Raw genomic sequence first — 23,717 nt, 5'->3', positions numbered from 1 at the left:
GTTGCTCTCTCCTCTACAAATTCAATATGCGTTTCCACCATTGCCCGTCTTCAAATAGAAGATAGACATAATTCAAGCTGCCGGATTCACTTTTATAGGTAATTTCCCATACTGGACCCGGCTCCTCGAATCCTAACTTCATATGAAGAATCTCTTTCGCAGCAGTATCTTCCTGAAAAACAGACAACGCCTGATCTTCGGTGATGCCATCTGCTAAAAATACTTCCTGCATTGAATTCTCATCTAAACTCATCGGGACGAAGACTGCCTTTTCCTTCCCATACTCATCCACTCCGAAAACAGTGACATATGGCTTATTCCCATTGTAAACATAGGAATCATCAACAACAGCAAGTGCTTTCGTTTCCAGCGCAAAACTTTCCGCCTTTTGTTCTATTTCACTAAACGGTGCATTGGCCTTCCAAAATACAAACACTGAAATAACAAGCGACAAAGATAAAATAAAGACAACCGAAAAGATAATCCAGTTTTTCATAACTGCACCTTACAATCCGATGTATTTGTTTGTTGTTTAAAGTTTTGTTTCATTTTTGTCAACCTGCTTTCCTTCCTCATCGTTTTTCATTATACCAATTTCCTAAGCTTTGCACCATACTGTGTAGAGGCAGTTTTTGTATAGAAATTGGCGGTAATGACTCGATAAACTGCTGTCCGTATGATTTCGTTTCAATCCGGCGATCCAAAACGATAAATACCCCTTTATCATGGCTCGAACGGATCAATCGCCCGAATCCTTGCTTGAACCGGATAATGGCATCCGGCAGCGCAAGCTCTGTAAAGGAATTGCGTCCCTGCTGTGTTATATAATTGGCCCGCGCTTTAAAGGCCGGTTCTTCCGGTGAAGAAAACGGCAGCCGCACAACGATGACAGCAGACAGACCGTCTCCCGGTACATCGACCCCTTCCCAGAAGCTGTTCGTTCCGAATAATACGGAATGATTAAACTTCTGGAAAGACTTTAATAACCGCATACGGCTTCCGGATGTCACACCTTGCGCAAAAATCATATAGTCGCTTAGCAATTCACTTTCCTGAATAAGATTGACCGTTTTCCGGAGCATATCCTGTGACGTGAACAAAACAAAGCATCGTCCATTCGTCATGCGCACAGTATTTGTAACGGCATGTGCGACCTCTTCGATATACTCGGATTGTGATACAGCCTGAATGTCCGGCATGTCATTGACAATATACACTTCTGCCCCGTCGTAATAACTTGGGTCCGCATGCAGCTTTTCAATCGGAATTGACGGATTGATGCCAAGCTGGTTTGTTATAAACCGCTCATTACTTGGTACTGTCAATGTTCCGGATGTCCACACAATGCCGCTCTTTTCACGGATCGGATCAAAAAGCTTCCGGATTGTTGATGTTACTTCTATCGGTTTTTTATAGAGCTGGATACTTCCCGGTACACTTCGCTGATCCAATTCCAGCCAGCATGAATAGTCAGGATCTTGACTTAGAAAAACATCATCCCACTCTGACAGTTTTATCGTAAACTCATTGACGATATACTGCCATTGCTCAATTAAATATTCATGCTCCGGCGCAAGCTCTTCCACACTTGATGTGAACTTCCGGATTAGCTCGGTCGCCTCATCCACCCATTGCTGTACAGTAAGCGAAACTTTCATTAAAATTTCACGGCCCAACTGCAATTCCGAAATGAAAACTTCGATTTTCTGAAGTTGCTTCGTCTGATGATGTTGCGCTTCTTTCACCCCTCGAAGCAATGCCGCCATTGCCGTATCAAACGCGTTGACCATTTGAATATAGCGTTTTTCCAGCTGATCAAGTGTTTGATAATTCAACAGATGTTTTTTAATCGCTACGCGACGGATCTTATAAAATAGCTGTTCATCTTCCTGTATACCAATTTGTCCAAATAAATATTTCCAATTCATATAGGAGAATATTTTTTCGTGCTGATTGATTGCAGCCTGAATAAACTGATGGGCCTCATCGATTACCCAGCCGCCTAATGAATTAAAAATCTGTTCATTGCGTACGAGATCACTTAGCAGCATCGCATGGTTTGTCACGATTATATCTGCCTGGCGACTGTTTTGAATTGCCCGTGAATAGAAATCGTAAAGCGGCATTGTTGTTTTCGGCAAAGCAGTCTTTCGAATTTTATCGATAAGCAGCTGGCCACCGCCTGAAACATTCAGCTCGCTTAAATCACCCGTCTCCGTTTTCGCAAGCCAGATAAGCGTTTGCAGAACGGTAAATGTCTGATCATAGGAAACATCCTGTGTCTTTAGCTCTTTTTCGAATTTTTCAATGTCGATATAATGGTTCATTCCTTTTAATAAAGCCATTTTAACGGGCTGGCCAAGCGCCTGTTCCAATAATGGAATGTCATTTTGCATAAGCTGATCCAGCAAATGGGAAGTATATGTGCTGATTCCGATTTTCTTATTCGTTTTCTTAGCATAATAAATCGATGGCACTAAATAACCCATCGTTTTACCGATTCCTGTTGATGCTTCAATGACATGTTCCGCATTTTCATTGAATGCATGCCATATACTGTCCATCATTCGAAACTGCTGCGGGCGCTCTTCAAAATTAGGAATCCCTTTCAATAATAAGGCCATTTTTTCTTCAGTCGTTTGCGGGTAAACAAGTTGTTCCCCATCACTTTTTGGTGTTGGAGCCATTTTGCGGATGGCAATTTTACGGTAAAAAACATGCCCCTCATCCGTTAATGCTTTACTGCGTTTTATGACAAGTGCATCAAAAAACAGCTGGGACAGGTCTGTTCTCAAACGGAAAGAACGTTTATGCAATTGCTCCAAAGTAATGAGCGGCAATGTTAACAGCTCTTCCCAGCAATGTTTCAACAAATACGCTGTCGCGAGCGCATCATCATCCGCGCGGTGTGCACTCTCCAGCTCGATATGAAACTCATTCGCCAAATCCGCTAATTTGTAACTTAGCGACATCGGGAATAAAATTTTTGTCAGTTCAACTGTGTCGATTTTCTTCCCGTGCCATTTCGATATACCGGCACGGTTAAACTCCGCCTGTAAAAAGTTCAAGTCAAAATCTGTATTATGGGCTACGAATACGGCCCCTTCCAGCAACTCATAAATATAATCCGCATACGCTTCAAAAGGCAGCGCATCTTTTACATCTTCGTCTGTAATATTCGTTAAATCCTGTATAAATAACGGAATCGGTTTTCCCGGATTAATAAATGTAGAATATTTTTTAACGATTTCCCAGCCTTGCATAATGACAATGGCGATTTGAATCATGCGGTCGCCGCTTGCAGGAGAATGGCCTGTTGTTTCAATATCGACTATTGCATATTTTTGACTTTCCTTCATTTTCTTCAACTCACTGTTCAAGTAATATAACGGCATTTTATCATACTGGAGGTAATGCGGTCATGTAATTGGATAGCGCTGTTCCAATGTCACGCTGGAATGCTGCTACCGTAAATATTGAGTCCTTGCCGGTATATGAACGTTCTAGAAGTTCTAATATATTTTACATATCTTCTAATAAAATTTAATTTGTTCGAATAAAATCGCGATTTTCTAATATAACCGCCAACTGTTCTAATAAAAGTCCAACTTGTTCTAATATCATTCCCAGTTCTTCAAATATCCGACGCAAATATTCTAATATCCCCTCAAATGTTCTAATATATCCCGGCAGACCACTACCCTATTTAAAGTCAAAAAAACCTAGTGCCGCCACAAGGGACAACACTAGGTTAATATACTATGTATAGGTGTGCAGGGGCTCATCTCCCTGCACAATTCAAAAGCTTCCCAGCAAATCCGTGCTGTTGGTGGAGGCTTTTGTTGTGAAGACTAAATCTTCACCGAGGTTTTGGCACCTAATACATAGAATACAATAATATAAAGAATCATTCAACTAGATTAATCGATTAAATTTGAACGGTTTCCGAAAATTCCTTTTAACATTGGTGGAGTAACCAACGTTGTGATAATAATAACGATAACCATCGGTGTATAATCTTCTGCCGGCAGTAACCCACTAGAAAGACCCATACCCGCAAGAATCAGTGCCACTTCACCACGTGAAATCATCCCCGCACCGATACCAGTTGAAGATTTCCAGCTGAAACCTGCCAATTTCGCTCCAAGACCAGAACCGATAAGCTTCGATAAGATTGCCACGATCGAGAAAATCACTAAGAACCAAATATTTTCTGTAATTCCCGCAAATGTAACGGACAATCCGATACTTACGAAGAAGAATGGTACAAATAACCCGTTTGCAATCGGTTCTACTTTATGTTCAACTGTATCTTTAAATGGAGTACGTCCGATCGCAATTCCGATAAAGAACGCTCCGATAATTGTCGCAATACCAAAATAATGTTCACCTATGTAGGCTAATGCAAAACATGCCACAAGTGCTCCACTTAACAGGGCCTCTGTTACTTTCAGGCGGCTAAACAGCTTTAAGAATGTCGGAATCACCCATATCATTACAACAGCCAGTAAAACGAAGAAGAATACTTTTCCACCGATTAACGCAGGAATTGAAACATCATCCCCTACTAGGAAACTCATTGCAATTGCGATTAACACAACGACAATAATATCATCCAGTACAGCTGCACCTAGTAATGTTGAACCTTCCTTACTTTTCAGCCAGCCGATCTCGCTTAACGTTTGAACCGAAATACTTACGGATGTAGCGGCTAATGTTAATCCGATGAAAATTGCCTGACCTTGAGTAAGACCAAATGCCAATGCTAACGGATAACTCATTGCAATCGGTAAAATGACACCGCCAATTGCGACGAAAATGGCCCCTTTCATATTTGCATTTAAATCTTCCAGATCTGTTTCCAAACCTGCTAAAAACATTAATAAAATTACCCCTATCTGACTGAATGTTTGCATAATTTCATTGTCAGTAATCCAGCCAAGCATTGCAGGACCGATAATGATACCAATCAGAATTTTTCCGAGTACAGATGGCTGGCCTAAACGTACTGATAAATGTCCTGCGAGTTTAGTAGCCAATAGTACGATAACAATTTGAAAAATAAACATAATATCCCCCTTTTCCATACAAAAAGGCATGAGGGTGCCAGATTTGACTGACTCCACCATGCCTTACTTCGTATAAGATTAGCTTTAGTTTAAATTATAAAAAAAGAAAAAGCAATAAAATTTTACCGTTATCTGAATATTTCTTATTAGCAAACAAATGTTAGATTAGAAAAACCCCGGCAATACTTCCCGCTGAAAATACTGATTTTTCCTAAGCCATACATTTAAAATATGTCGATGTGTCAGCAGCTTTCTCCGTGACGCATGCCTTCTTTGCGCTTCCTGCAGACTTTCGAGCAATATACGCGTCTCCGTCATACATTGTGCCGGGTCGGTAATAACTTTCAAAGCCGGACTTATTAACCCGTGTTCCTGCAGTAGTGCCAGCACTTTAGCAAACTGTTGTCCCATCGCAATATAGTTTTCTTCTATATTAAAATCAATACATTGATATAACGTATTTTCCACTTCTTTTTCTACAAGCTCCATTGACTGATTTTCCATATGTCACCTCATGTTGGAATTGTATACAACAAGTATAGTAGAATTCAGCTCAATAAAAAAGAAATTGGATTGAAAAAGCTACGGGGCATCTCATCTGCACCGTAGCAACCAGTTATTTTGCATGGATCGCTTTTCCGAAAACGGAACGAGCCGCATCGCCAACATGCTCGCTTACTGTCGGATGCGGGAAAATAAGCCTTGCCAAATCTTTTACGGATCCCCCTAATACTTTTGCCGCCAGCATGGAATTGATCATTTCCGTCGCGCCGTCACCAACGACACATGCCCCGTAAATATCCCCTTCAGGACTCGCGACAAACTTCATAAAGCCCTGTGTATTTCCTTCAAGCAAGGCTTTAGGATTCGTCGGTAAATACATCTTCGTTACAATGCTGTCTGCAGGTGCTTCGTGTTCCAGCATGCCAAATGTCGCAATTTCTGGATGTGTATAGACACATCGCGGAATTTCCTGCTGATTGATCACTTTCGGATGCTTCCCTAAAATATAATCGACTGCATGTACTCCTTCTGCACTTGCAGAGTGGGCAAGCTGGAATCCGCCGACTAAATCGCCAATCGCAAAAATGCCCGGAATACTTGTCTCATAGTGATTATTAACTTTGATTAAACGCCCGTCCATCTGCATCTCCAGCACTTCAGCAATTTCAGTGTTCGGACGGCGGCCTGTCGCAAACAATAAATTTTCGAACGGGTAATTCCCGATTGATGTCTGTACATGGTCCGCATGGATTTCTTCGAATGTAAAGTCTGTCACAAGTTCGATTCCCAGTTGCTTCATCTTTTCTTTAATAATCGGCCGTGCATCCGGCTCTTCTGTCTGCAAAATATCTTTACTATGATTTAATACGGTTACTTTTGTTCCCATTGGTGCTAAAGCAAATGCCATTTCAATTGCGATTACCCCGCCTCCGATAATCGTTAATTGTTTCGGAAGCTCCTGGATCGAGAAAAACGTATCCGTTGTATGATATTGTGCATTTTCAAGCCCTTTAAATGGCGGAACGAACGGGCGGCTGCCTGTTGCCAAAATGACATGATCTGCTGTAAATGCCTCATTGCCGATAATCACTTTTCGTTCTGCGGTAACTGTCGCCGTCCCTCGAAACATTGTAATCTGTGCATTTTCAATAAATGTTTCAATATTAGCTAACAGTTCATCAACTACCTGGTCTTTACGCTGCATTAACTTTGGAAAATCAATATTAATTGTCGGGACTGTCACACCCCAATCGGTACCGCGCCGAATTTCCTGCACTAGCTTGCTATGCTCAAGCATTATTTTTGAAGGAATACAGCCGACATTATAGCAGGCTCCACCGACTTTATCTTTTTCCACAAGCGCTACTTTCAACCCGCTTTTTGCTGCATGGATTGCCGCAACATATCCACCAGGCCCTGCACCAATGACAGCTAAACCAAATTTTTCCATCTATACCACCTCAATTTTCACATTAGCATTACGATGTAGGGAATGCAACAAATCGACCGTCAATTTACTATTAATTCTTAATATTTAATCAATAAAAACAGCGAACTGCCAATCGCATTTCGCTGTCTATTCTTCCTTTATTTCAATACTTTAATTTCTACATTTTTACGGCCCCAGTTGAGTGCAATTTTCTTTGTTTTAACATAAACATCAATCCGGTTACCTTTAATGGAACCGCCTGTATCACCTGCAACTGCAATTCCGTAGCCCTCTACCCATACTTTCGTTCCAAGCGGGATGACCTTGGGATCAACCGCAATCAGTTTGACATCCGGATTTTTCTTTAAGTCGATTCCGGATGCCGTTTTTCCGGAGCATCCTTTACAGTATGCAGTAAAAGCGCTTGCTTCCACCGTTAACGTTTTGACAACTTCAAAGTCATCAATCGTTTCCTTTTTCTCTTTTTTCTCTTTTTTCTCTACCGGTACCTTGTTTTTAATATGATCCGGTAATTTCAGTACGAAACCTTCCGTTACTTCTTCTATGTCGTTCACTTCATTTAATTCAAGCAATGTATATACTGATGTGTCATAACGATCTGCAATTTCATCCAATTCTTCACCTTTCTTCACCGTATGCGTAGCTGCAATTGCCGCGCTTGTGAAGAATAAGGTAGTGACCAAAAAGAAGGCAAAGCTAAATAATAGTTTATTTTGAAACATATTAATTATTTCCCCCTGTATCTTTTGTCTTTTTTGTAAAATAAAGCTAAATCCAAGTCTACACATTTTATATTTCAAAAAGATTACAAGAAGATGATATAAAAATTACAATATTATCCTTTATAAACCAAAAATGTAATATAAAAAAAGCTGTCATATAGGAATATTCCTTCATGACAGCTTTTCAAAATGTTTTTACATAATTGTTGCTTCAGGTTCGTATGCGATGATTTCTTTAATTGTATTGCTTTCCCCCATAATCGCAACAGTCGGTGTATGTTCCGCAACTTCTTTATTGTCCACGTACACGTATGAAATAATGATGACAATATCACCTTTTTGAACAAGGCGGGCTGCTGCCCCATTTACACAAATTACTCCTGAACCGCGCTCGCCCGCAATAATGTACGTCTCAAAGCGTGCTCCATTGTTGTTATTGACAATATGGACTTTTTCATTCGGCAGCATGCCAACCGCATCCAAAATATCTTCATCAATTGTAATTGAACCAACATAATTCAAATCTGCCTGGGTCACTTGGGCACGGTGGATTTTACTGTTCATCATCATTCTAAACATACATTACTTCCCCTTTTAACGAAAAAATTAAATTATCGATTAGACGTGTTTTGCCAATATGAACGGCAGCTGCAATAACAATCTGCTCTGTTTGATCATCGACTTCCTTTAAATCCGGATAGGATAAAATCATCAAATAATCAATGTTCCCTGACGTATTGTCATGGATTATTTTTTTCGCAAGTGCTATGGCCGATTCCACACTGCCGGATTCCAGCAGCTCTCTTTTTGCCAGCTGCAGCCCTTGCTGAATTGCAGGAGCCTGTGAACGTTCTTCAGCAGTTAAATAAACATTGCGGCTTGATTTTGCCAATCCGTCCTCTTCACGTACAACCGGCACAACTCGGATTGTGACCGGGAAATTGTAGTCTCGTACAATTGTTTGAATGATTGCCACTTGCTGGGCATCCTTTTGCCCGAAATAAGCGCGGTCCGGCTGCACTAAATTAAAGAGCTTCGCTACAACTTGCAAAACCCCGTCAAAATGACCAGGTCGACTCGCACCACATAAAATATGTGCCTGACGTCCTGCACGAATGGAAATCCCGCCATTGTGCGGATACATTTCTTCTACAGACGGGGCAAATATATAGTCTACCCCTACCGATTTTGCCAATTCTGTATCACGCGGTAAATCTCTTGGGTACGATTCAAAATCTTCATTTGGACCAAATTGTGTTGGATTGACGAATATACTCATAATAACTAGTTCATTTTCTTTGCGTGCGTTTGCGGCCAATGTTAAATGCCCTTCATGTAAATAGCCCATTGTCGGGACAAGACCGATTGACTGCCGGTTGTATTTTGCCATTTGCACAACTTCCCGCAATTCGGCTATTGTCGTTAAAACTTTCATTATTTTACGCCTCCGTAGAGCTCAATTAGCTCTGTCTCTTTCATTGTGAAACTTTGTTGCAATGTCGGGAATGTACCTGATTTTACAGCGTTTGTATAAGCCGTAATCCCCTTCTCCACCTCATCACCAACATAGGCGAATGCTTCTACAAATTTAGGGATGTGGTGCTTTCCGTACTGCAGTAAATCATGGTAGACAAGCACTTGCCCATCCGCTTTTACACCTGCACCGATGCCAATTGTCGGGATCGTTAAGTTATGTGATACAACTTCTGTCAATTGATGTGGAATACATTCCAGCACGACGGCACATGCGCCTGCCTGTTCTACAAGTCGCGCGTCATTCAATAATTTTTCAGCTTGTTCGGCTGTTTTTCCTTGTACTTTATAACCTCCGAGTACACCTGCCGATTGTGGCTGCAGTCCTAAATGTGCCACTACCGGGATACCGGCATCAGTTAACTTCTTAATAACAGGTACGACATCATCTGCGCCTTCTACTTTTACGGCATTTGCATTCGTTTCCTGCATCATTTTCACAGCCGTTTTCAGTGTTTCGTTCACATCTCCATGATAGGAACCAAACGGCATATCAACGACGATAAATGTATCCGGTGCACCTCGGCGAACCGCTTTACTATGGTGAATCATATCTTCCACCGTTACACGCATTGTCGATTCATAACCGAGTACGACCATCCCGAGGGAATCTCCGACAAGTATCATATCGACACCTGCCGCCTCTGAAAATTTTGCTGCCGGATAATCATAAGCAGTAATCATGACAATTTTTTCGCCTTGCTCTTTCATTTTTAAAAACTGTGCTGTTGTTTTCATATTCTTCCTCCTTAAGTGGAAAGAAAACAAAAATACCCTTCTATCTAAAATTAGACAGAAGGGTAGTACCATACGTAAATTCAACACATTTCATACTTTAAGTGGAAAGAAAATCGAACGAAAAGTATAAAATGAATTCATTTATGCGTGTTTTCTTCCGTCTCTGTCCTGTGTAGATCAAAGCAGATTTTTTTAATGTTGACTAGCAGTTGCAGGTACAGTTCTATTAAGATACTGTCCTAGAGCTACTATAACAAGTTTGGAAGAAAACGTACAGAATAAATAATTGCTGTAAAAACTTTTTTTGAGCTTTATGATAATAGTTCAATGTCGGCAGAATAAATGCCCTTAATTTCCCCGTTTGCTTGACGAATTTCCAGGACACCGCTCTCAGTAATACTGACAGCTTCCCCTTCAACGACTTCACGGAGTGTTGTTGCCTTCACCCGTTTTCCGATTGTTCCCGAAGCCTGTTCCCATAGCTTTTTAATTTGACCGAAGCCGTTTTTCACGTATTCATCACTGTATTTTTCCAAACACTCAAGCACTTTGGCGACAAAATGCACACGTTCAATTGGCTCTCCTTCTTCAATCGCAATCGAAGTTGCAATCGATTGCAGCTGTTCAGGGAAATCGCTCTTCTGCTGATTGACATTGATGCCAATTCCAATGAGCAATGCCTGGATACGATCCGCTTCAGCTACCATTTCAGTTAAAATGCCCGTTGTTTTTTTGCCGTTGATTAAAATATCATTCGGCCACTTGATTTCAGGAGTGAAATTTTTAAAACTCGACTTCATTGCTTCAACAATGGCCACAGCAGTAACTAATGTAAATTGAGGTGCCTGATGAGGGGCAACATCCGGACGTATAATGACCGTCATCCAAATACCTTGTCCTTCTGTAGATTCCCATTCACGCATCATGCGCCCTCGCCCTGCAGATTGATGCTCAGCAATTACTACTGTGCCATCCGGTGCACCATTACGGACAAGTTCATGCGCAACAAGCTGTGTCGACTCTACCGTTTCATAATAATGAACTTGCCGGCCATAGCGTTCCGTCGTCAAAAATTGCTGCAGTTGACCCATATCCACCTTATCCGGTACAGACAACAGTTTATAGCCACGTTTTTTTACTGTTTCAAACTCATAGCCTTCCTGCTTCAATGTCTGCATATGCTTCCATATTGCCGTTCGGGAGACGTTGAGCTCATCTGCCAGCACCTGCCCGGAGATTGGTTCTCCATCCGCAGTCAAAAACCGCTTCAAAATTTCATCCTTCATCGTGAAATGCATAAAACCATTCCTTTAATTGTTGTTTATCATTTTGTACTTCCCCGTTTAAGACCGCTTCAACTGCTGCATCGAGCGCCTGTTTAATCCAGCTCCCGCGTTTTTTTGAAGACCATACCAACAAGTCTTTTCCTGTAATCGCCAGTTCATGTGCATGCTGAAGTGGCAATGTGCTTTTTCGTGCGACTAATTCTTCATAGACCACATCCAGCGTATGATTTTGCCAAATAACAAACTGGCAGGCTGTTTTAAGAACCATTGAATCAAAACGCATCAAATCAACATGACTTATTCCGTCGAGTAGACTCTCATAAGCATCCATCACTGTTTTCACAAAGAGTCTATCCTTATTCGAACAGCGATATTTTGTAAGAAGGTTCAAATCACTGCCGTTTATTAAACAGAAATATGCCCAGCCAACTTGCCGGTCATCCGAAGCGAAATGTGTCCAATCCGAAGAGTTAAACTCGCCATATAAATAATGACTCAGTGTCGTTTTTTCCATGTATTCAATACCAAATGCCGAATGGGCAGAAATAAAAATCTTTGATAGTTCCACTTGAATACGCTCGATTGCCACATATTCAATCGAAGCGGCATTTTGTCTAATCGCTTCGAACGTATTATCCTCGATTGAGAAGTGAAGCTGGGCAGCAAATCGCACAGCCCGCAGCATCCGGAGAGCATCTTCTTCAAAACGCTGACCCGGCTCCCCGACAGCACAAATCATTTTGCTGTCGATATGTTGGCGCCCATCATAATAATCGATAAATTCTCCCGTTTGACTAAGGGCCATCGCATTCATCGTAAAATCCCGGCGTTTCAAATCCTCTTGTAGATTTCGAACGAACTCGACTGCGTCCGGACGGCGATGGTCACTGTAAGTAGACTCAGTCCGGTAAGTTGTTACTTCGATCGGTTCTCCGCAGTCCAGTACAATGACCGTTCCGTGAGCGATTCCGACATCGATTGTTTGGGAGAAGATTGTTTGAATTTCTTCAGGCAATGCACTCGTTGCGATGTCGACATCATTATTTTCTTCCTGTAAATAATAATCCCGCACCGCTCCTCCTACAATAAAAGCTTCATAACCGGCATGTTCAATCTTTTTAATGACTTCCTTTGCCGCTTGCCATTGTTGCGGAATCATTCTTTTTTTCAACCACACTTTCATATATCCGTTCATATTGTTCAACCATTTTTGATTCATGGAATTGTTCCCGTACCGATTTTAGTGCAGCTTCTCTGAAAGCCTGATGTTTTTTTTCATCCTGCAGCAGTTCGACCGCATAATCCGCAACAGATTGCGTATCTCCAAGCGGAACCAAATAGCCGTTCACACCGTGATCGATTACTTCAGGAATTCCGCCGATCGCTGTTCCGATGCCTGGTACACCGCATGCCATCGCTTCCAGTAATACGAGCCCAAATGATTCTTTTTCGGACAGCAATAACTTTAAATCACTGATCGCAAAAAGTTCTGTAATGTTTTCCTGCTTACCTAAAAACAGTACATCATCCGTATAAGGTGAATCTTTCACAATATCTGTAACACGATGCTTTTCCGGACCATCACCGACTAATAATAGTTTGGCCGGCATACGCTCACGAATTTTCAGGAATGAATCGACCACATCCGGCAGATTCTTTATTTTACGGAAATTCGAGACATGGATAATTACTTTTTCATGCGGTAATATTCCAAATTGCTCTTTTAAATTGCCTGGATCCACTGGCTTAAATACATCCTCGTCAACAAAGTTATAAATTGTCTCAATCGGTTTTTTCGTATCGATTAAAGCATATGTCTGCTGTTTTAACGATTCCGAAACAGTTGTTACTGCATCGGAACAATCGATGCCATACTTGATCGCCTGCGCCAATGTAGAATCTTCGCCCAAAACTGATATATCTGTCCCGTGAAGTGTTGTAACAATACCAAAATTCTCGCCGCTCATATGACGGGCCAAGACAGCACAAACCGCATGAGGAATCGCATAATGAACATGGAGTAAATCCAGTTTTTCCTCTTTAACAACATCAGCCATTTTGCTTGCTAATGCAATATCGTATGGTGGGTATTGAAATACCGAATAATTATTCACTTCCACCTCGTGGAAAAAAACATTTGAATAAATTTTATTAAGTCGAAATGGCACACTTGATGTAATAAAGTGAATTTCATGTCCTCGTTCTGCCAACATTTTGCCTAGCTCTGTTGCAATGACTCCCGAACCTCCTACTGTCGGGTAACATGTAATACCAATTTTTAATTTTTTCATTCGGCTCCCCATCCTTTTAACAATACGATTTTAACTTTATTTAAAATGATAAAACACATTTATAAAGTAAAATTGACCGACATTTTATTTTCTGCGCTCTTCTAGAATGCGCCAGTCAACAAAACCTTCCTGAAGCCCTTTTAATAAAATTTCCGCTGTGCCCATATTTGTCGCAAGCGGTATATGATACAAGTCGCATAACCGTACCAATGCCATGACATCCGGTTCATGCGGCTGTGCTGTCAATGGATCACGGAAGAAAAATACCATATCCATATCATTATTGGCGATCATCGCACCAATTTGCTGGTCTCCTCCTAATGGACCCGAGCGGAATTTCGTAATCGGAAGTCCCGTTTCGGCCTCAATCATTGTGCCAGTAGTGCCTGTCGCATAAAGGTCATGTTCTTTCAAAATATCGCAATAGGCTATCGCAAACTGAATTAAATTATCTTTTTTCCGATCATGTGCTATTAAAGCAATTTTCATAATATCAACCCATTTCTAAATGATGTTCTCTAATCCGTAGATCAATGTATTGGTTTTCATTACTTCTTCAATACTAAATGTAACACCGCTCATAAAGCTTCCGCGATTTAATGAATCATGACGTATCGTTAATAATTCACCCGTGCTGCCAAACAGTACTTGCTGATGTGCAACTAAACCTGGAAGTCTGACTGAATGGATATGCATGCCGTCATAGTTTGCGCCTCTAGCACCAGTATGTGTTTCTTTTTCTTCCGGATGCCCTTGCGTTTTAGCCTTACGTACTTCACTGATCATTTGTGCCGTTTTGATTCCCGTACCAGATGGCGCATCAAGCTTTTGGTCATGGTGCATTTCGATAATTTCCACATCCGGGAAATATTTTGCGGCATCTTTGGCAAACTTCATCATTAAAATTGCCCCGATCGCAAAGTTCGGCGCAATAATACAGCCTAATTGTCTTTCTGTTGCCATTTGCTGCAGTTCTTCAAGCTGTTCATCGGTAAAACCTGTCGTCCCTACAACTGGACGTATATTATGTAATAACGCCTGTTTTGTTCGTTCATAAACACAAAGCGGATTTGTTAAATCCAAAAGCACGTCCGGTTTTGTCTCACGCACAAGCTCAACAAAATTTGTATAAATCGGGACTTTATAATGATTCGGGAACTCTTCAAGCAATGCCAGTGATGTGCCGACTTCTTTATAATCAAGAGCTGATACAAGTTCCATTCCGTCATTATTCATGATTGTATGTACTGCTTCTGTTCCCATTTTGCCTCGTGCCCCGGCAATTGCTACTCTGATTGTCATTCTGAAAAAACTCCTTTTTACTGTTAGTTGCTTTTTATCCCTGTTTAATTAATTTTGAGTAATAAAATGTGACATTCCTGTGTTCATTCATATTGTTGTCAAATGCGGAAAAATCAAACATAATAAACAATGTAACCTTTTTTCTGCTCCAACACATATATTCTTACTCAACCGATTTTAGGAGGTTTACTATGCAAGGAATAAAAATACAGAATATCATCGGAATACTTATAGGTTCCGCAATATTCAGTTTCGGTTTTGTCCACTTCAATATGCAAAACCAACTGGGTGAAGGTGGATTTAGTGGTATTACACTTATTTTATATTTTACACTAAATTGGGACCCAGCATTAATGAATTTGTTATTAAATATTCCAATGTTTATACTTGGATGGCGTTTACTAGGGAAAAAAGCATTTATCTATACGATCATCGGTACACTTAGTGTATCGGTATTTTTGAAAATCTTCCAAATTTATGAAGTCGATATGAACTTGAAGGATGATCTATTCCTTGTCTCATTATTTGCAGGGGTATTTGTCGGGATCGGTTTAGGAATTGTTTTCCGATTCGGCGGTACAACCGGTGGGGTCGATATTTTAGCCCGACTCGCAAATAAATATCTTGGTTGGAGTATGGGTAAAACGATGTTCGGCTTTGACTTTTTTGTCATTCTTTTCTCATGGATGACGTTTTTGGATGCCCGTTCGATGATGTATACATTAGTCGCTGTGTATGTCGGCGGCCGTGTAATCGATTTAGTGCAGGAAGGTGCGTATTCAGCAAAAGGTGCATTTATTATTTCAGTAAAGTCCGATGAGATCGCAAACTTAATTACAAATAATATGGACCGCGGCGTAACCGTTTTTGACGGTCATGGTCACTTTACAAAAGAACACCGGGATGTTCTGTACTGTGTCATCGGCCGAAACGAACTTGTCCGTCTAAAAAATATCGTTCATGGTGTCGATCCGCACGCATTCGTATCCATCATGGATGTCCGCGATGTAACTGGTGAAGGCTTCACACTGGACGATAAAAAACAGCCGATAAATTAGTCTTTTGAAGTATATTTATTTGCATTTTTAAATATTGTCCGATGATTTCCACTGCGGGCGGCCGCTTTCCGCGGGCGCGGCTCGAGCCTGTAGTCTCTCCCTCGCGCTTTTCCCGCAGGAGTCTGCCGCCCTCCATTCCAATCAACTCCCGTTTATTCAAAGCGGACACAACTTAATAAGTTAGTAAATGGTTGAATAATATTCAAAAAAGTCATTTTCCACAATGGGAAAATGACTTTTTCTAATTTCTATTAAATATTAATCTTCAGAATTCATGCCTGTATAAATTAGGATTAAACGTAATAGCTCCATTACTGCTACAGCTGCTGCTGCAACATATGTCATTGCTGCCGCATTTAATACTTTGCTTGCTGAGCGCTCTTCAGAATTGTTGATAATACCTAACGATACGACTTCATTCATCGCACGTTTGGATGCATCGAACTCTACCGGCAATGTGATGATTTGGAATAAAACACCTGCCGCTAATAACACAATACCTAGCAATAACAATGATGGAATTGAACCAAGCATACCAATAATCACAAAAATCCAAGACATATTCGATGAAATATTAGCGACCGGCACTAATTTCGAACGCAATGTTAAAAACGAATAAGCCTCCGCATGCTGCATCGCGTGACCAACTTCGTGCGCTGCTACAGCAGTACCGGCGATTGAAGAATTGTAATAGTTGTCCTCAGACAAAGCAACCGTTTTAGTGGCAGGATTATAATGGTCAGCCAAAAAACCTTGAGTCGGTACTACACGAACATCTGTTAAACCATGTTGATCTAAAATATAACGTGCTACTTGAGCACCTGTCATTCCTTTTTCAGCAGACACTTTAGCAAACTTTTTGTACGTACTTTTTACCTTCATTTGTGCGTAAATTGGCAACAGCAAAATGATGATAAAGTAAATAATATACATCACTATTATCTAACTCCCCTTCTATCTCTTTCTATACTTTAATTTTAAAGGCTTTCTAGTCTTGTTGCAAATATTCCCGCTTACGACTTTCAAGAAAAGCAAAGACTATACATGCTATCGAAAGCCAAAAAGTGAAGTACCCGATCTCGCTTGGATACTGGTAAATGACTCTGTAAAATGGCATTTGGCCAAACAAATAGTCGATTATATCGTTATGCAATGTCCAAATAGCAGCAACCATCACGTGCCACATTTTAAATCGGTATTTCGGTAAATACAGAACAGCCTGTACTGCCATTAAAAAATGGGAAGCAACGAGCATCCATCCGTCTGCTCCCAACTGTCCATTCTCTGCAAACGTCAGAAGGTTCATCGCAACTGCCCATAAGCCATATTTAATTAAGGTAATAAAGGCAAGCACTTCCATTAACCTGAAATTTTTACCGATAAGCCATCCGATAATAGCAAAACAGAAAAATAAGCTTGCTGTGGGCGAATCCGGTACGAATATATAGTAAATCGGTTCTGTTACTGCCAACTGTCCCCGGTACCAGTAATAGCCGTACACGGTGCCTAGCAAGTTAATAATAAGCAGTAAGGTTAAAAAGGCACGATGGTTTAATACGTACCATAATTGCATCATATATGCTTTCATTTGTTCACCTTTTTCTTTTACATTCTTCTTTACTCTGTATTATGTATTGTGTGCAACTAAACCAACTATTGTACGTCTTTTATTATATATGTTCTTAATCGTTACGCAAGCATACAATGTATATGATGCATACTACAACTAAATGAAAATTAAAAAGAGAGTCAATATTCTGACTCTCCAGTTTAAAAATTATTATTCAGCTTCTTTTAATCCTGCGATAAATTCAGCTAAAACTTGAAGTTCTTCCTCTGTACCTGTAAATGTACCAGCCGGCATACCGCCACGTCCATTCACAATTACGTCCTGAACTTCTTCGGCTGTCAACTCATTGCCAAGAAGCATTGGACCGGATACTCCTGCCAGGTCTCCACCATGACATCCTATACATGAAGCTTGAGCCTGGAAAATTTCATACCCTTCGGAAGTTTCATCTACTTCTACATCCGGCAGTAAACCTAAATGCTTATCCGTAATTTCCCCTTGTGCATCAACTGCTTCCCAGTCAGTTGCCTGAACAGATTCCCATGTTGTATATATAAGTGCTGCTACTGCCAACAACATAAATGCTGTCGGTAATGGTCGTTTAAATGGTCGACGTTCAGGTGTTCGATCTAAAAATGGCACCAATGCTAATGCACCAAATGCAATACCTGGAATAACCATTGCGCCAATGACGTTATATGGACCAGATGCATAAGTGTATTTTAATAGTTGGTACATTGACAGGAAGTACCAGTCCGGTAACGGTATATACGATGCATTTGTTGGATCTGCCGGGCCTTCAAGTGGTGAAGGATGTGCGACAGTTAATAATAAATAACCGATTAGAAAAACTGCACCAACCATCCATTCTTTTAATAAGAAGTCAGGCCAGAAAGCTTCTGTTTTCCCCGGATACTCGGAATAATCTTTTGGCACGTTCGGCATACGGTTACTCGCTTTTACACGTGAATCACCTACGAACTTCATACCTTTTCCGCGTTGCATAGTGTCCCCTCCTTAAAAAATAGTACAATTAGTTTCGGATCATAGAGGTCCTGAAATACCTTGGCGGCGGATCATAATAAAGTGAACTGCCAATAATGCAAATAATGCTGCTGGTAAGAAGAATACATGAATGGCAAAGAAACGAGTTAAAGTTTGCGCCCCGATAATCGTAGAATCCCCAGCTAATAATACTTTTATTGTTTCACCTAAAAACGGAACAGATGCAGCAATCTCGATACCTACTTTAGTAGCGAATAACGCTTTCATATCCCATGGCAATAAATAACCTGTGAAACCTAAACCTAACATAATGGCAAAGATACCTACACCAACTAACCAGTTTAATTCACGCGGTTTTTTATATGAACCTGTGAAGAATACACGAAGTGTATGTAAGAACATCATGACAATTACTAAAGATGCCCCCCAATGGTGCATACCACGAACGATTTCACCGAATGCTACTTCGTTTTGTAAATAGTAAACTGATTTCCAAGCATTCTCTACATCCGGTACGTAATACATCGTTAAGAACATACCTGATAGAATTTGGATTACTGTAATAAAGAATGTTAATCCCCCGAAACAGTAAACGAATGCTGAAAAGTGATGGGCAGGGTTAACGTGCTCTGGCACTTCATGGTCGGCAATATCACGCCAAATAGGAGTAATATCTAAACGTTCATCGACCCAATCATAAATTTTATTTAGCACTGTGTCGTACCCCCTAACTTATTTAGTTACTGTGTGTGTTAGCGATTTTTTTCCCAAGCAATAAGAAACCATCATTTTCTGACACTTCATACATATCCAGCGGTCCAAGAGGCGGTGTACCTTTAACGTTAACACCTGATTTTTCATAACGCCCCGCATGACATGCACAGAAGAACTGATTTGTGTATTCTGGATTACCTTCCCAGTTTACAGTACACCCTAAATGCTTACATACAGGTGAGATTGCGATGATTTCGTCACCTTCTTTGTAAACCCAAGCAGCATCTGCTACTTCTGATTTGTACCAGCCATCCGTCTGTTCGTACGAGAAGTCCACTTTTACCGGAACTTCTGTAATTTCGGCAATTTTTTTGCTTGTCTGTACAAAATCACCATCTTCTTTTGACTGAAGAATTGGGTCAATAGCAAAACGTACCATTGGCATTAACATTCCTGCCGCCATAAATCCACCTACACCAGTAATTGTATAAGTTAAAAATTGACGTCTTGTAACTCGATTCCTACTCATCCTTTTCCCCCCTCTTACTAAAAGGTCAGTCCAACGGACATATACTTTTAAAAATAGTAAATAACTAGGACATATCTATGATATATCAACTGAATAAGTTGGTCAATATAGCATTCATTTCCAAAAGTGTAGTTTGTGAACATTTAATGAAACAAATGTAGCACAAAAATGCTCGTTAAACCCAAATTTTCGTAAAAGTCGGGATGACTTGTTTTAGCTGATCTTCCAATATTCTCTGTTTAACACCCTGGTCCATAGACTCAAGTGGGATAGCCGGAAGCCAAATAATATTTAAATATTCTTTCAATTCAGTCCAAGAATGGTCACAGGTAATAAAGACCACTGCTTTAAAACCTGCTTCCTTCAATTCTTTTTCCATTGCTGCCGGCATTTTATCTGACTTGGTTCCCATTGTATATGAAAAGGGGGGCAATAATAAAAGACGTCCTTTAAACTGCTGTTCTATAAAATTCGTCAACGTCATTAAATATTCTGAAGCAGAACTGCTCTGCTTCATTCCTTGATCCGAAAAATCCAATTGCACGAGCGGGACAATTGCCGTATCTATAAATTGCTTCTGAGCCTGGAACTGTTCTACATCTTTTACTATAAAGTTCATATTCTTTCCTCCTAGTACCTTTAAACTTCTGAAAATAGGAAAGAAGTAATTTTTTTAATAAAGTATAAAATTACTTCGTATGCTTTAATGCTTGCAATAAATTAGATAACTCGAAAAAACGTTCTTTATCTCCACTATCCAGTGCTTCATCAATTTCTTTTAGCAGTTGCTGTTCCTGGAATTCTAGTACACTATTCTCCAGCAAACGCTCGGCTGCTAGACGGTCTTTTTCACTGATGAAGATATCAGCCGGTACGTAAGGATTTTCCTCCAGTACCGCTAAATACAGAGGATCAGGCGGTACGCTCGGGAAATTCAGCTGAAAATAAATTGCTTCGTGGGCATTGATTCGTAAATCATGAAATGCTTTTTCGGCATCGGATGTCATAATATTTTCTTTATAAAACCGGAATGGGATACTTGTTGTTTCAATTGTCGACATTACTATGGAACGCGGGCAATAATGTGCTTCATCAACGAAATGAACATTTTTCAGCAAATCGTCATTACTTAGTAAGTAATTTAAAATCCATACACCTTCACGTCTTTTTAACTGGAAATTTTTCAAAAACCACCTGATAAACAACTTTTTGTCATTCAGTGGTACGGAATATGTCAACATGCAATCCTCCCTTTACTCAAAGCGTTCTAATAAATCAGTCCATTGCTGTTCAGAAGGCTGTAATTGGACAAGTCGCTCGGCAATTTTCTTTGCTTCATCACGCTTGCCGTCCTCAACTAAAAACACAAAATATTTCTCTAAAAACTCAACATCATCGTTAAATTCATTATATGCCTCTTTGTAAATTTCGTATGCTTTTTCGAACAGTTCTTCTTCATTATAAGCATTGGCTACAAATGGATATAAAGCGACCCATTCGAATTCATTTTGATGCAATTGTTCATATAGTGAAATAATTTCTTCATAGCGTTGTTCGGTATTGTAAACAGACATCAATACTAAAATCGCTTCCATATATTCAGGGTCCAATGCAATGGCCTCACTTAAAAACTCTATCGCTTCCTGCTGTTTGCCATTTTTAATCGCCATTTTCCCCGCAAATAAATAGAGGGATTTATCGTATTCGTCTCGTTTAAGACCTTCTTTAATAACTTTTAAGGCACGTTCATTATCCTCGAGCATTGCATAACTTTCAGCCAGCAGTAAATAAGCTGAGAAATAATCAGGGTCCAACTCTTTTAAATCTTCCAGCTGTTTTATAGCTAGTTCATATTTTTCCGTCTGGAACGCTGCATAAGCCGAACCAAACAGCAAGTCTGCTGTAACTTCTTCTTCAAGTGCTTCCATATAATAATCCAGAGCCGTTTCATAACCTGCACCAGCACGGTAAACTTCTGCAAGACGCTGGGCTAAAATTATACCAGCAAACTTTTTATCGATCGCATACAGCTCTTCATAAATTCGAACAGCCTCTGTAAAACGACCTGTTTCAAATAATAATTCTGCTTTGGCAAATTGAAGTAAAGGTTCATGAGGTAAAATTTGCAACGCATCATTAATCCGTTGTTCCGCCACTTCAAATAACCCCTGCATTTGATAATAGTCGGCCAATACTAACAGCGCTTGAGGGTATTCTGGCGCGTCATCGGCAATCCCCATTAATAAATCGAGGGCATTATCCTCTTCGCCAAGCTCAATTAAAACACTTGCACGGTCGATTGAAATTTGCGCTTCTTCAGGAAATAAAAATTGAAGATGCTCAAATACACGGTCTGCTTCATTTAAAAATCCGTAATGCATAAGTGCTTCGGCTACTTCATATTGTGCTGCGGGTTCAGCATCCATTAAAAAAGATTCAAGAAGTCGGTTAATCTCCTCTAAATTTCCTTCTTGAATCGCTTGTAGTAATAGTTCCATGTGTATTTCACCTTTTTCTTTTGTTCTCAATATTATGCTACATGACGAAGCAATGCATCACAAGAAAAAGAATTCGGATGTTTTTAAAATTCATTTGAACAAAGTAAAAAGGAGATGCAAAAAGGAAGTTCTTTTTACATCTCCGTAAATTATTATTTTATTATACTATTAACATGTTCAAAAAAAGTCGGGTAGGAAACGGCGATACAATCCGCATCATCCAATTCAACTTCCCCATCCGCAACTAGCGCTGCGATCGCACCCATCATTCCAATACGGTGATCACCATATGTTTTCAAGCTTCCACCATGTAAAGGAGTCGGGCCTTCAATGACCATGCCGTCTTCTGTCGCTTCAATTTTTGCGCCTAGTTTCTTTAACTCATTTACAACCGCATCAATACGGTTTGTTTCTTTTACTTTTAGCTCTTCTGCATCTTTAATGATTGTTTTACCGGCAGCTTGTGTCGCAAGCAGTGCAATAATCGGAATTTCATCGATTAGGCGGGGAATAATCGCGCCCTCCACTGTTGTTCCTTTTAGATCGGAAGTTTCAATCGTAATCGTAGCGGTTGGTTCTGCTGCGTTCTCGTCATCGATTGTGATGGCCATTTTCGCACCCATGTTTTGAAGTACTTCTAAAATGCCGTCACGTGTTTCATTGACCCCCACGTTATTCAGAACAATTTTGCTGTTTTTCGCAATAGCACCGGCAACTAGGAAAAATGCGGCCGATGAAATATCGCCGGGTACATTTACATGTGTTCCAGTCAGGGTTTGACCGCCTTGCAATGACACGACACCGTCTTCAACTGTTACCGTTGCCCCGAACTGGCGCAGCATACGTTCTGTATGATCACGTGAAATTTCTTCCTCACGGACAACTGTTGTACCTTCAGCACGTATACCGGCAAGCAGAATAGCTGATTTCACCTGGGCACTGGCAACAGGCATTTTGTAGTCGATCGCTTTTAACGGTCCACCTTGGATTGCGAGTGGCGTATATTGTCCATTTTCTCGTCCGGCAATTTGCGCACCCATTAAACGTAATGGATCTGCCACACGACGCATAGGACGCTTACCGATCGATGCGTCACCTGTCATGATTGTATGTAATTTCGTGCCGGATAACAGCCCTAGCATTAAACGTGTTGTCGTACCTGAGTTTCCTGTATAAAGGACTTCTTTCGGTTCAGTCCACCCATCTATTCCCGGGCTGTCTATCGTTACGTCTGTCCCGTCAACCTCAATGTCTACCCCAAGCTTTTGGAAACAGTCAATTGTACGCAGACAGTCTTCTCCTAATAAGAAGCCGCTGACCGTCGTTTTTCCTTTTGCAATCGAGCCGAACATAACCGAGCGATGCGAAACCGATTTGTCACCCGGTACGGTAATATCGCCCTGCAATGACGGTTGACTGTAGTGCAATGTTGTACTCATTTATGAACC

Annotated in this window: 24 protein-coding genes; 1 reads left to right on the top strand and 23 read right to left on the bottom strand. The window is 40.6% G+C overall.

The features are described 5' to 3' along the window. Positions 1–13 precede the first annotated feature (13 nt). The 14 genes from MKY27_RS06255 to dapB form a co-directional block, all read right to left on the bottom strand. Positions 14–496: a DUF5590 domain-containing protein gene (locus tag MKY27_RS06255; protein ID WP_339198641.1), complete on the bottom strand. Its 483-nt coding sequence runs from the start codon at positions 494–496 to the stop codon at positions 14–16. Positions 497–572: 76 nt separating this feature from the next. Next, the gene (gene dinG / locus MKY27_RS06250; protein WP_339198638.1) at positions 573–3,359 is read right to left on the bottom strand and encodes an ATP-dependent DNA helicase DinG; all 2,787 of its coding nucleotides are present in this window, start codon (positions 3,357–3,359) and stop codon (positions 573–575) included. A 561-nt stretch (positions 3,360–3,920) separates the two neighbouring features. Beyond that, on the bottom strand, positions 3,921–5,069 hold the full coding sequence (locus tag MKY27_RS06245; RefSeq protein ID WP_339198635.1) for a cation:proton antiporter: 1,149 nt from the start codon (positions 5,067–5,069) through the stop codon (positions 3,921–3,923). A 165-nt stretch (positions 5,070–5,234) separates the two neighbouring features. After that, positions 5,235–5,573: a transketolase gene (locus MKY27_RS06240; protein WP_339175900.1), complete on the bottom strand. Its 339-nt coding sequence runs from the start codon at positions 5,571–5,573 to the stop codon at positions 5,235–5,237. A 112-nt stretch (positions 5,574–5,685) separates the two neighbouring features. Then, on the bottom strand, positions 5,686–7,023 hold the full coding sequence (gene lpdA / locus MKY27_RS06235; protein WP_339198632.1) for a dihydrolipoyl dehydrogenase: 1,338 nt from the start codon (positions 7,021–7,023) through the stop codon (positions 5,686–5,688). A gap of 137 nt (positions 7,024–7,160) precedes the next feature. Further along, positions 7,161–7,745, bottom strand: a complete 585-nt coding sequence (locus MKY27_RS06230) for a 3D domain-containing protein (protein ID WP_339198629.1) — start codon at positions 7,743–7,745, stop codon at positions 7,161–7,163. Positions 7,746–7,940: 195 nt separating this feature from the next. Beyond that, complete coding sequence (gene panD / locus MKY27_RS06225; RefSeq protein ID WP_339175897.1) at positions 7,941–8,324, bottom strand: aspartate 1-decarboxylase; 384 nt, start codon at positions 8,322–8,324, stop codon at positions 7,941–7,943. Continuing rightward, positions 8,317–9,180 (bottom strand): pantoate--beta-alanine ligase, encoded by an 864-nt coding sequence (panC, locus tag MKY27_RS06220; protein WP_339198625.1) that lies wholly within the window; start codon positions 9,178–9,180, stop codon positions 8,317–8,319. Before panC ends, panD begins: the two co-directional genes overlap by 8 nt. After that, entirely contained in the window at positions 9,180–10,016 is an 837-nt protein-coding gene (gene panB / locus MKY27_RS06215; protein WP_339175894.1) for a 3-methyl-2-oxobutanoate hydroxymethyltransferase, read from the bottom strand. Before panB ends, panC begins: the two co-directional genes overlap by 1 nt. 311 nt (positions 10,017–10,327) lie before the next feature. Beyond that, complete coding sequence (locus MKY27_RS06210; protein WP_339175893.1) at positions 10,328–11,314, bottom strand: biotin--[acetyl-CoA-carboxylase] ligase; 987 nt, start codon at positions 11,312–11,314, stop codon at positions 10,328–10,330. After that, positions 11,292–12,521 carry a CCA tRNA nucleotidyltransferase gene (locus MKY27_RS06205; RefSeq protein ID WP_339198623.1) on the bottom strand — a complete coding sequence of 410 codons (1,230 nt, stop codon included), beginning with the start codon at positions 12,519–12,521 and terminating at the stop codon, positions 11,292–11,294. The genes MKY27_RS06210 and MKY27_RS06205 overlap by 23 nt, the downstream gene beginning before the upstream one ends. Further along, positions 12,421–13,593, bottom strand: a complete 1,173-nt coding sequence (gene bshA, locus MKY27_RS06200; protein ID WP_339198621.1) for an N-acetyl-alpha-D-glucosaminyl L-malate synthase BshA — start codon at positions 13,591–13,593, stop codon at positions 12,421–12,423. The genes MKY27_RS06205 and bshA overlap by 101 nt, the downstream gene beginning before the upstream one ends. An 84-nt stretch (positions 13,594–13,677) precedes the next feature. After that, the gene (gene mgsA, locus MKY27_RS06195) at positions 13,678–14,082 is read right to left on the bottom strand and encodes a methylglyoxal synthase (protein ID WP_339175889.1); all 405 of its coding nucleotides are present in this window, start codon (positions 14,080–14,082) and stop codon (positions 13,678–13,680) included. A 15-nt stretch (positions 14,083–14,097) separates the two neighbouring features. Next, positions 14,098–14,895, bottom strand: coding sequence for a 4-hydroxy-tetrahydrodipicolinate reductase (dapB, locus tag MKY27_RS06190; protein ID WP_339175888.1), 798 nt, complete (start codon positions 14,893–14,895; stop codon positions 14,098–14,100). A gap of 191 nt (positions 14,896–15,086) precedes the next feature. Between dapB and MKY27_RS06185 the strand changes: the two genes are divergently transcribed. Then, positions 15,087–15,953: a YitT family protein gene (locus MKY27_RS06185; protein ID WP_339175887.1), complete on the top strand. Its 867-nt coding sequence runs from the start codon at positions 15,087–15,089 to the stop codon at positions 15,951–15,953. Positions 15,954–16,211: 258 nt separating this feature from the next. Here the strand turns inward: MKY27_RS06185 and MKY27_RS06180 are convergent, their stop codons facing one another. The 9 genes from MKY27_RS06180 to aroA form a co-directional block, all read right to left on the bottom strand. Further along, on the bottom strand, positions 16,212–16,886 hold the full coding sequence (locus MKY27_RS06180) for a zinc metallopeptidase (RefSeq protein WP_339176581.1): 675 nt from the start codon (positions 16,884–16,886) through the stop codon (positions 16,212–16,214). 55 nt (positions 16,887–16,941) lie between these two features. Continuing rightward, a complete protein-coding gene (locus MKY27_RS06175; protein ID WP_339198618.1) occupies positions 16,942–17,541 on the bottom strand; it encodes a DUF1405 domain-containing protein in 600 nt (199 codons plus the stop codon). Positions 17,542–17,733: 192 nt separating this feature from the next. Beyond that, positions 17,734–18,528 carry a c-type cytochrome gene (locus MKY27_RS06170; protein WP_339198615.1) on the bottom strand — a complete coding sequence of 265 codons (795 nt, stop codon included), beginning with the start codon at positions 18,526–18,528 and terminating at the stop codon, positions 17,734–17,736. A 39-nt stretch (positions 18,529–18,567) separates the two neighbouring features. Beyond that, entirely contained in the window at positions 18,568–19,242 is a 675-nt protein-coding gene (locus MKY27_RS06165) for a cytochrome b6 (protein WP_339175884.1), read from the bottom strand. Between the two features lie 22 nt (positions 19,243–19,264). Further along, positions 19,265–19,771 carry a ubiquinol-cytochrome c reductase iron-sulfur subunit gene (locus tag MKY27_RS06160; RefSeq protein ID WP_339198612.1) on the bottom strand — a complete coding sequence of 169 codons (507 nt, stop codon included), beginning with the start codon at positions 19,769–19,771 and terminating at the stop codon, positions 19,265–19,267. A 175-nt stretch (positions 19,772–19,946) separates the two neighbouring features. Then, positions 19,947–20,390, bottom strand: a complete 444-nt coding sequence (locus MKY27_RS06155) for a YpiF family protein (RefSeq protein ID WP_339198610.1) — start codon at positions 20,388–20,390, stop codon at positions 19,947–19,949. A gap of 70 nt (positions 20,391–20,460) precedes the next feature. Continuing rightward, positions 20,461–21,009 carry a ReoY family proteolytic degradation factor gene (locus MKY27_RS06150; RefSeq protein WP_339175879.1) on the bottom strand — a complete coding sequence of 183 codons (549 nt, stop codon included), beginning with the start codon at positions 21,007–21,009 and terminating at the stop codon, positions 20,461–20,463. A gap of 15 nt (positions 21,010–21,024) precedes the next feature. Further along, a complete protein-coding gene (locus MKY27_RS06145) occupies positions 21,025–22,269 on the bottom strand; it encodes a tetratricopeptide repeat protein (RefSeq protein ID WP_339175878.1) in 1,245 nt (414 codons plus the stop codon). A 152-nt stretch (positions 22,270–22,421) separates the two neighbouring features. Next, positions 22,422–23,708 (bottom strand): 3-phosphoshikimate 1-carboxyvinyltransferase, encoded by a 1,287-nt coding sequence (aroA, locus tag MKY27_RS06140; protein WP_339198608.1) that lies wholly within the window; start codon positions 23,706–23,708, stop codon positions 22,422–22,424. Positions 23,709–23,717: the final 9 nt, after the last annotated feature.

It is taken from the genome of Solibacillus sp. FSL R5-0449 (genome assembly GCF_037975215.1).
Lineage (GTDB): Bacteria > Bacillota > Bacilli > Bacillales_A > Planococcaceae > Solibacillus.
Note: the sequence above shows the minus strand (reverse complement) of the source record. Positions and strands in the feature narration are given on the sequence as shown.

Bases quoted from the DNA above. Each gene is read 5' to 3' on its own strand.
- MKY27_RS06255 (WP_339198641.1), bottom strand. From the start codon at position 496: ATGAAAAACTGGATTATCTTTTCGGTTGTCTTTATTTTATCTTTGTCG.
- dinG (WP_339198638.1), bottom strand. From the start codon at position 3,359: ATGAAGGAAAGTCAAAAATATGCAATAGTCGATATTGAAACAACAGGC.
- MKY27_RS06245 (WP_339198635.1), bottom strand. From the start codon at position 5,069: ATGTTTATTTTTCAAATTGTTATCGTACTATTGGCTACTAAACTCGCA.
- MKY27_RS06240 (WP_339175900.1), bottom strand. From the start codon at position 5,573: ATGGAAAATCAGTCAATGGAGCTTGTAGAAAAAGAAGTGGAAAATACG.
- lpdA (WP_339198632.1), bottom strand. From the start codon at position 7,023: ATGGAAAAATTTGGTTTAGCTGTCATTGGTGCAGGGCCTGGTGGATAT.
- MKY27_RS06230 (WP_339198629.1), bottom strand. From the start codon at position 7,745: ATGTTTCAAAATAAACTATTATTTAGCTTTGCCTTCTTTTTGGTCACT.
- panD (WP_339175897.1), bottom strand. From the start codon at position 8,324: ATGTTTAGAATGATGATGAACAGTAAAATCCACCGTGCCCAAGTGACC.
- panC (WP_339198625.1), bottom strand. From the start codon at position 9,180: ATGAAAGTTTTAACGACAATAGCCGAATTGCGGGAAGTTGTGCAAATG.
- panB (WP_339175894.1), bottom strand. From the start codon at position 10,016: ATGAAAACAACAGCACAGTTTTTAAAAATGAAAGAGCAAGGCGAAAAA.
- MKY27_RS06210 (WP_339175893.1), bottom strand. From the start codon at position 11,314: ATGCATTTCACGATGAAGGATGAAATTTTGAAGCGGTTTTTGACTGCG.
- MKY27_RS06205 (WP_339198623.1), bottom strand. From the start codon at position 12,521: ATGAATCAAAAATGGTTGAACAATATGAACGGATATATGAAAGTGTGG.
- bshA (WP_339198621.1), bottom strand. From the start codon at position 13,593: ATGAAAAAATTAAAAATTGGTATTACATGTTACCCGACAGTAGGAGGT.
- mgsA (WP_339175889.1), bottom strand. From the start codon at position 14,082: ATGAAAATTGCTTTAATAGCACATGATCGGAAAAAAGATAATTTAATT.
- dapB (WP_339175888.1), bottom strand. From the start codon at position 14,895: ATGACAATCAGAGTAGCAATTGCCGGGGCACGAGGCAAAATGGGAACA.
- MKY27_RS06185 (WP_339175887.1), top strand. From the start codon at position 15,087: ATGCAAGGAATAAAAATACAGAATATCATCGGAATACTTATAGGTTCC.
- MKY27_RS06180 (WP_339176581.1), bottom strand. From the start codon at position 16,886: ATGTATATTATTTACTTTATCATCATTTTGCTGTTGCCAATTTACGCA.
- MKY27_RS06175 (WP_339198618.1), bottom strand. From the start codon at position 17,541: ATGAAAGCATATATGATGCAATTATGGTACGTATTAAACCATCGTGCC.
- MKY27_RS06170 (WP_339198615.1), bottom strand. From the start codon at position 18,528: ATGCAACGCGGAAAAGGTATGAAGTTCGTAGGTGATTCACGTGTAAAA.
- MKY27_RS06160 (WP_339198612.1), bottom strand. From the start codon at position 19,771: ATGAGTAGGAATCGAGTTACAAGACGTCAATTTTTAACTTATACAATT.
- MKY27_RS06155 (WP_339198610.1), bottom strand. From the start codon at position 20,390: ATGAACTTTATAGTAAAAGATGTAGAACAGTTCCAGGCTCAGAAGCAA.
- MKY27_RS06145 (WP_339175878.1), bottom strand. From the start codon at position 22,269: ATGGAACTATTACTACAAGCGATTCAAGAAGGAAATTTAGAGGAGATT.
- aroA (WP_339198608.1), bottom strand. From the start codon at position 23,708: ATGAGTACAACATTGCACTACAGTCAACCGTCATTGCAGGGCGATATT.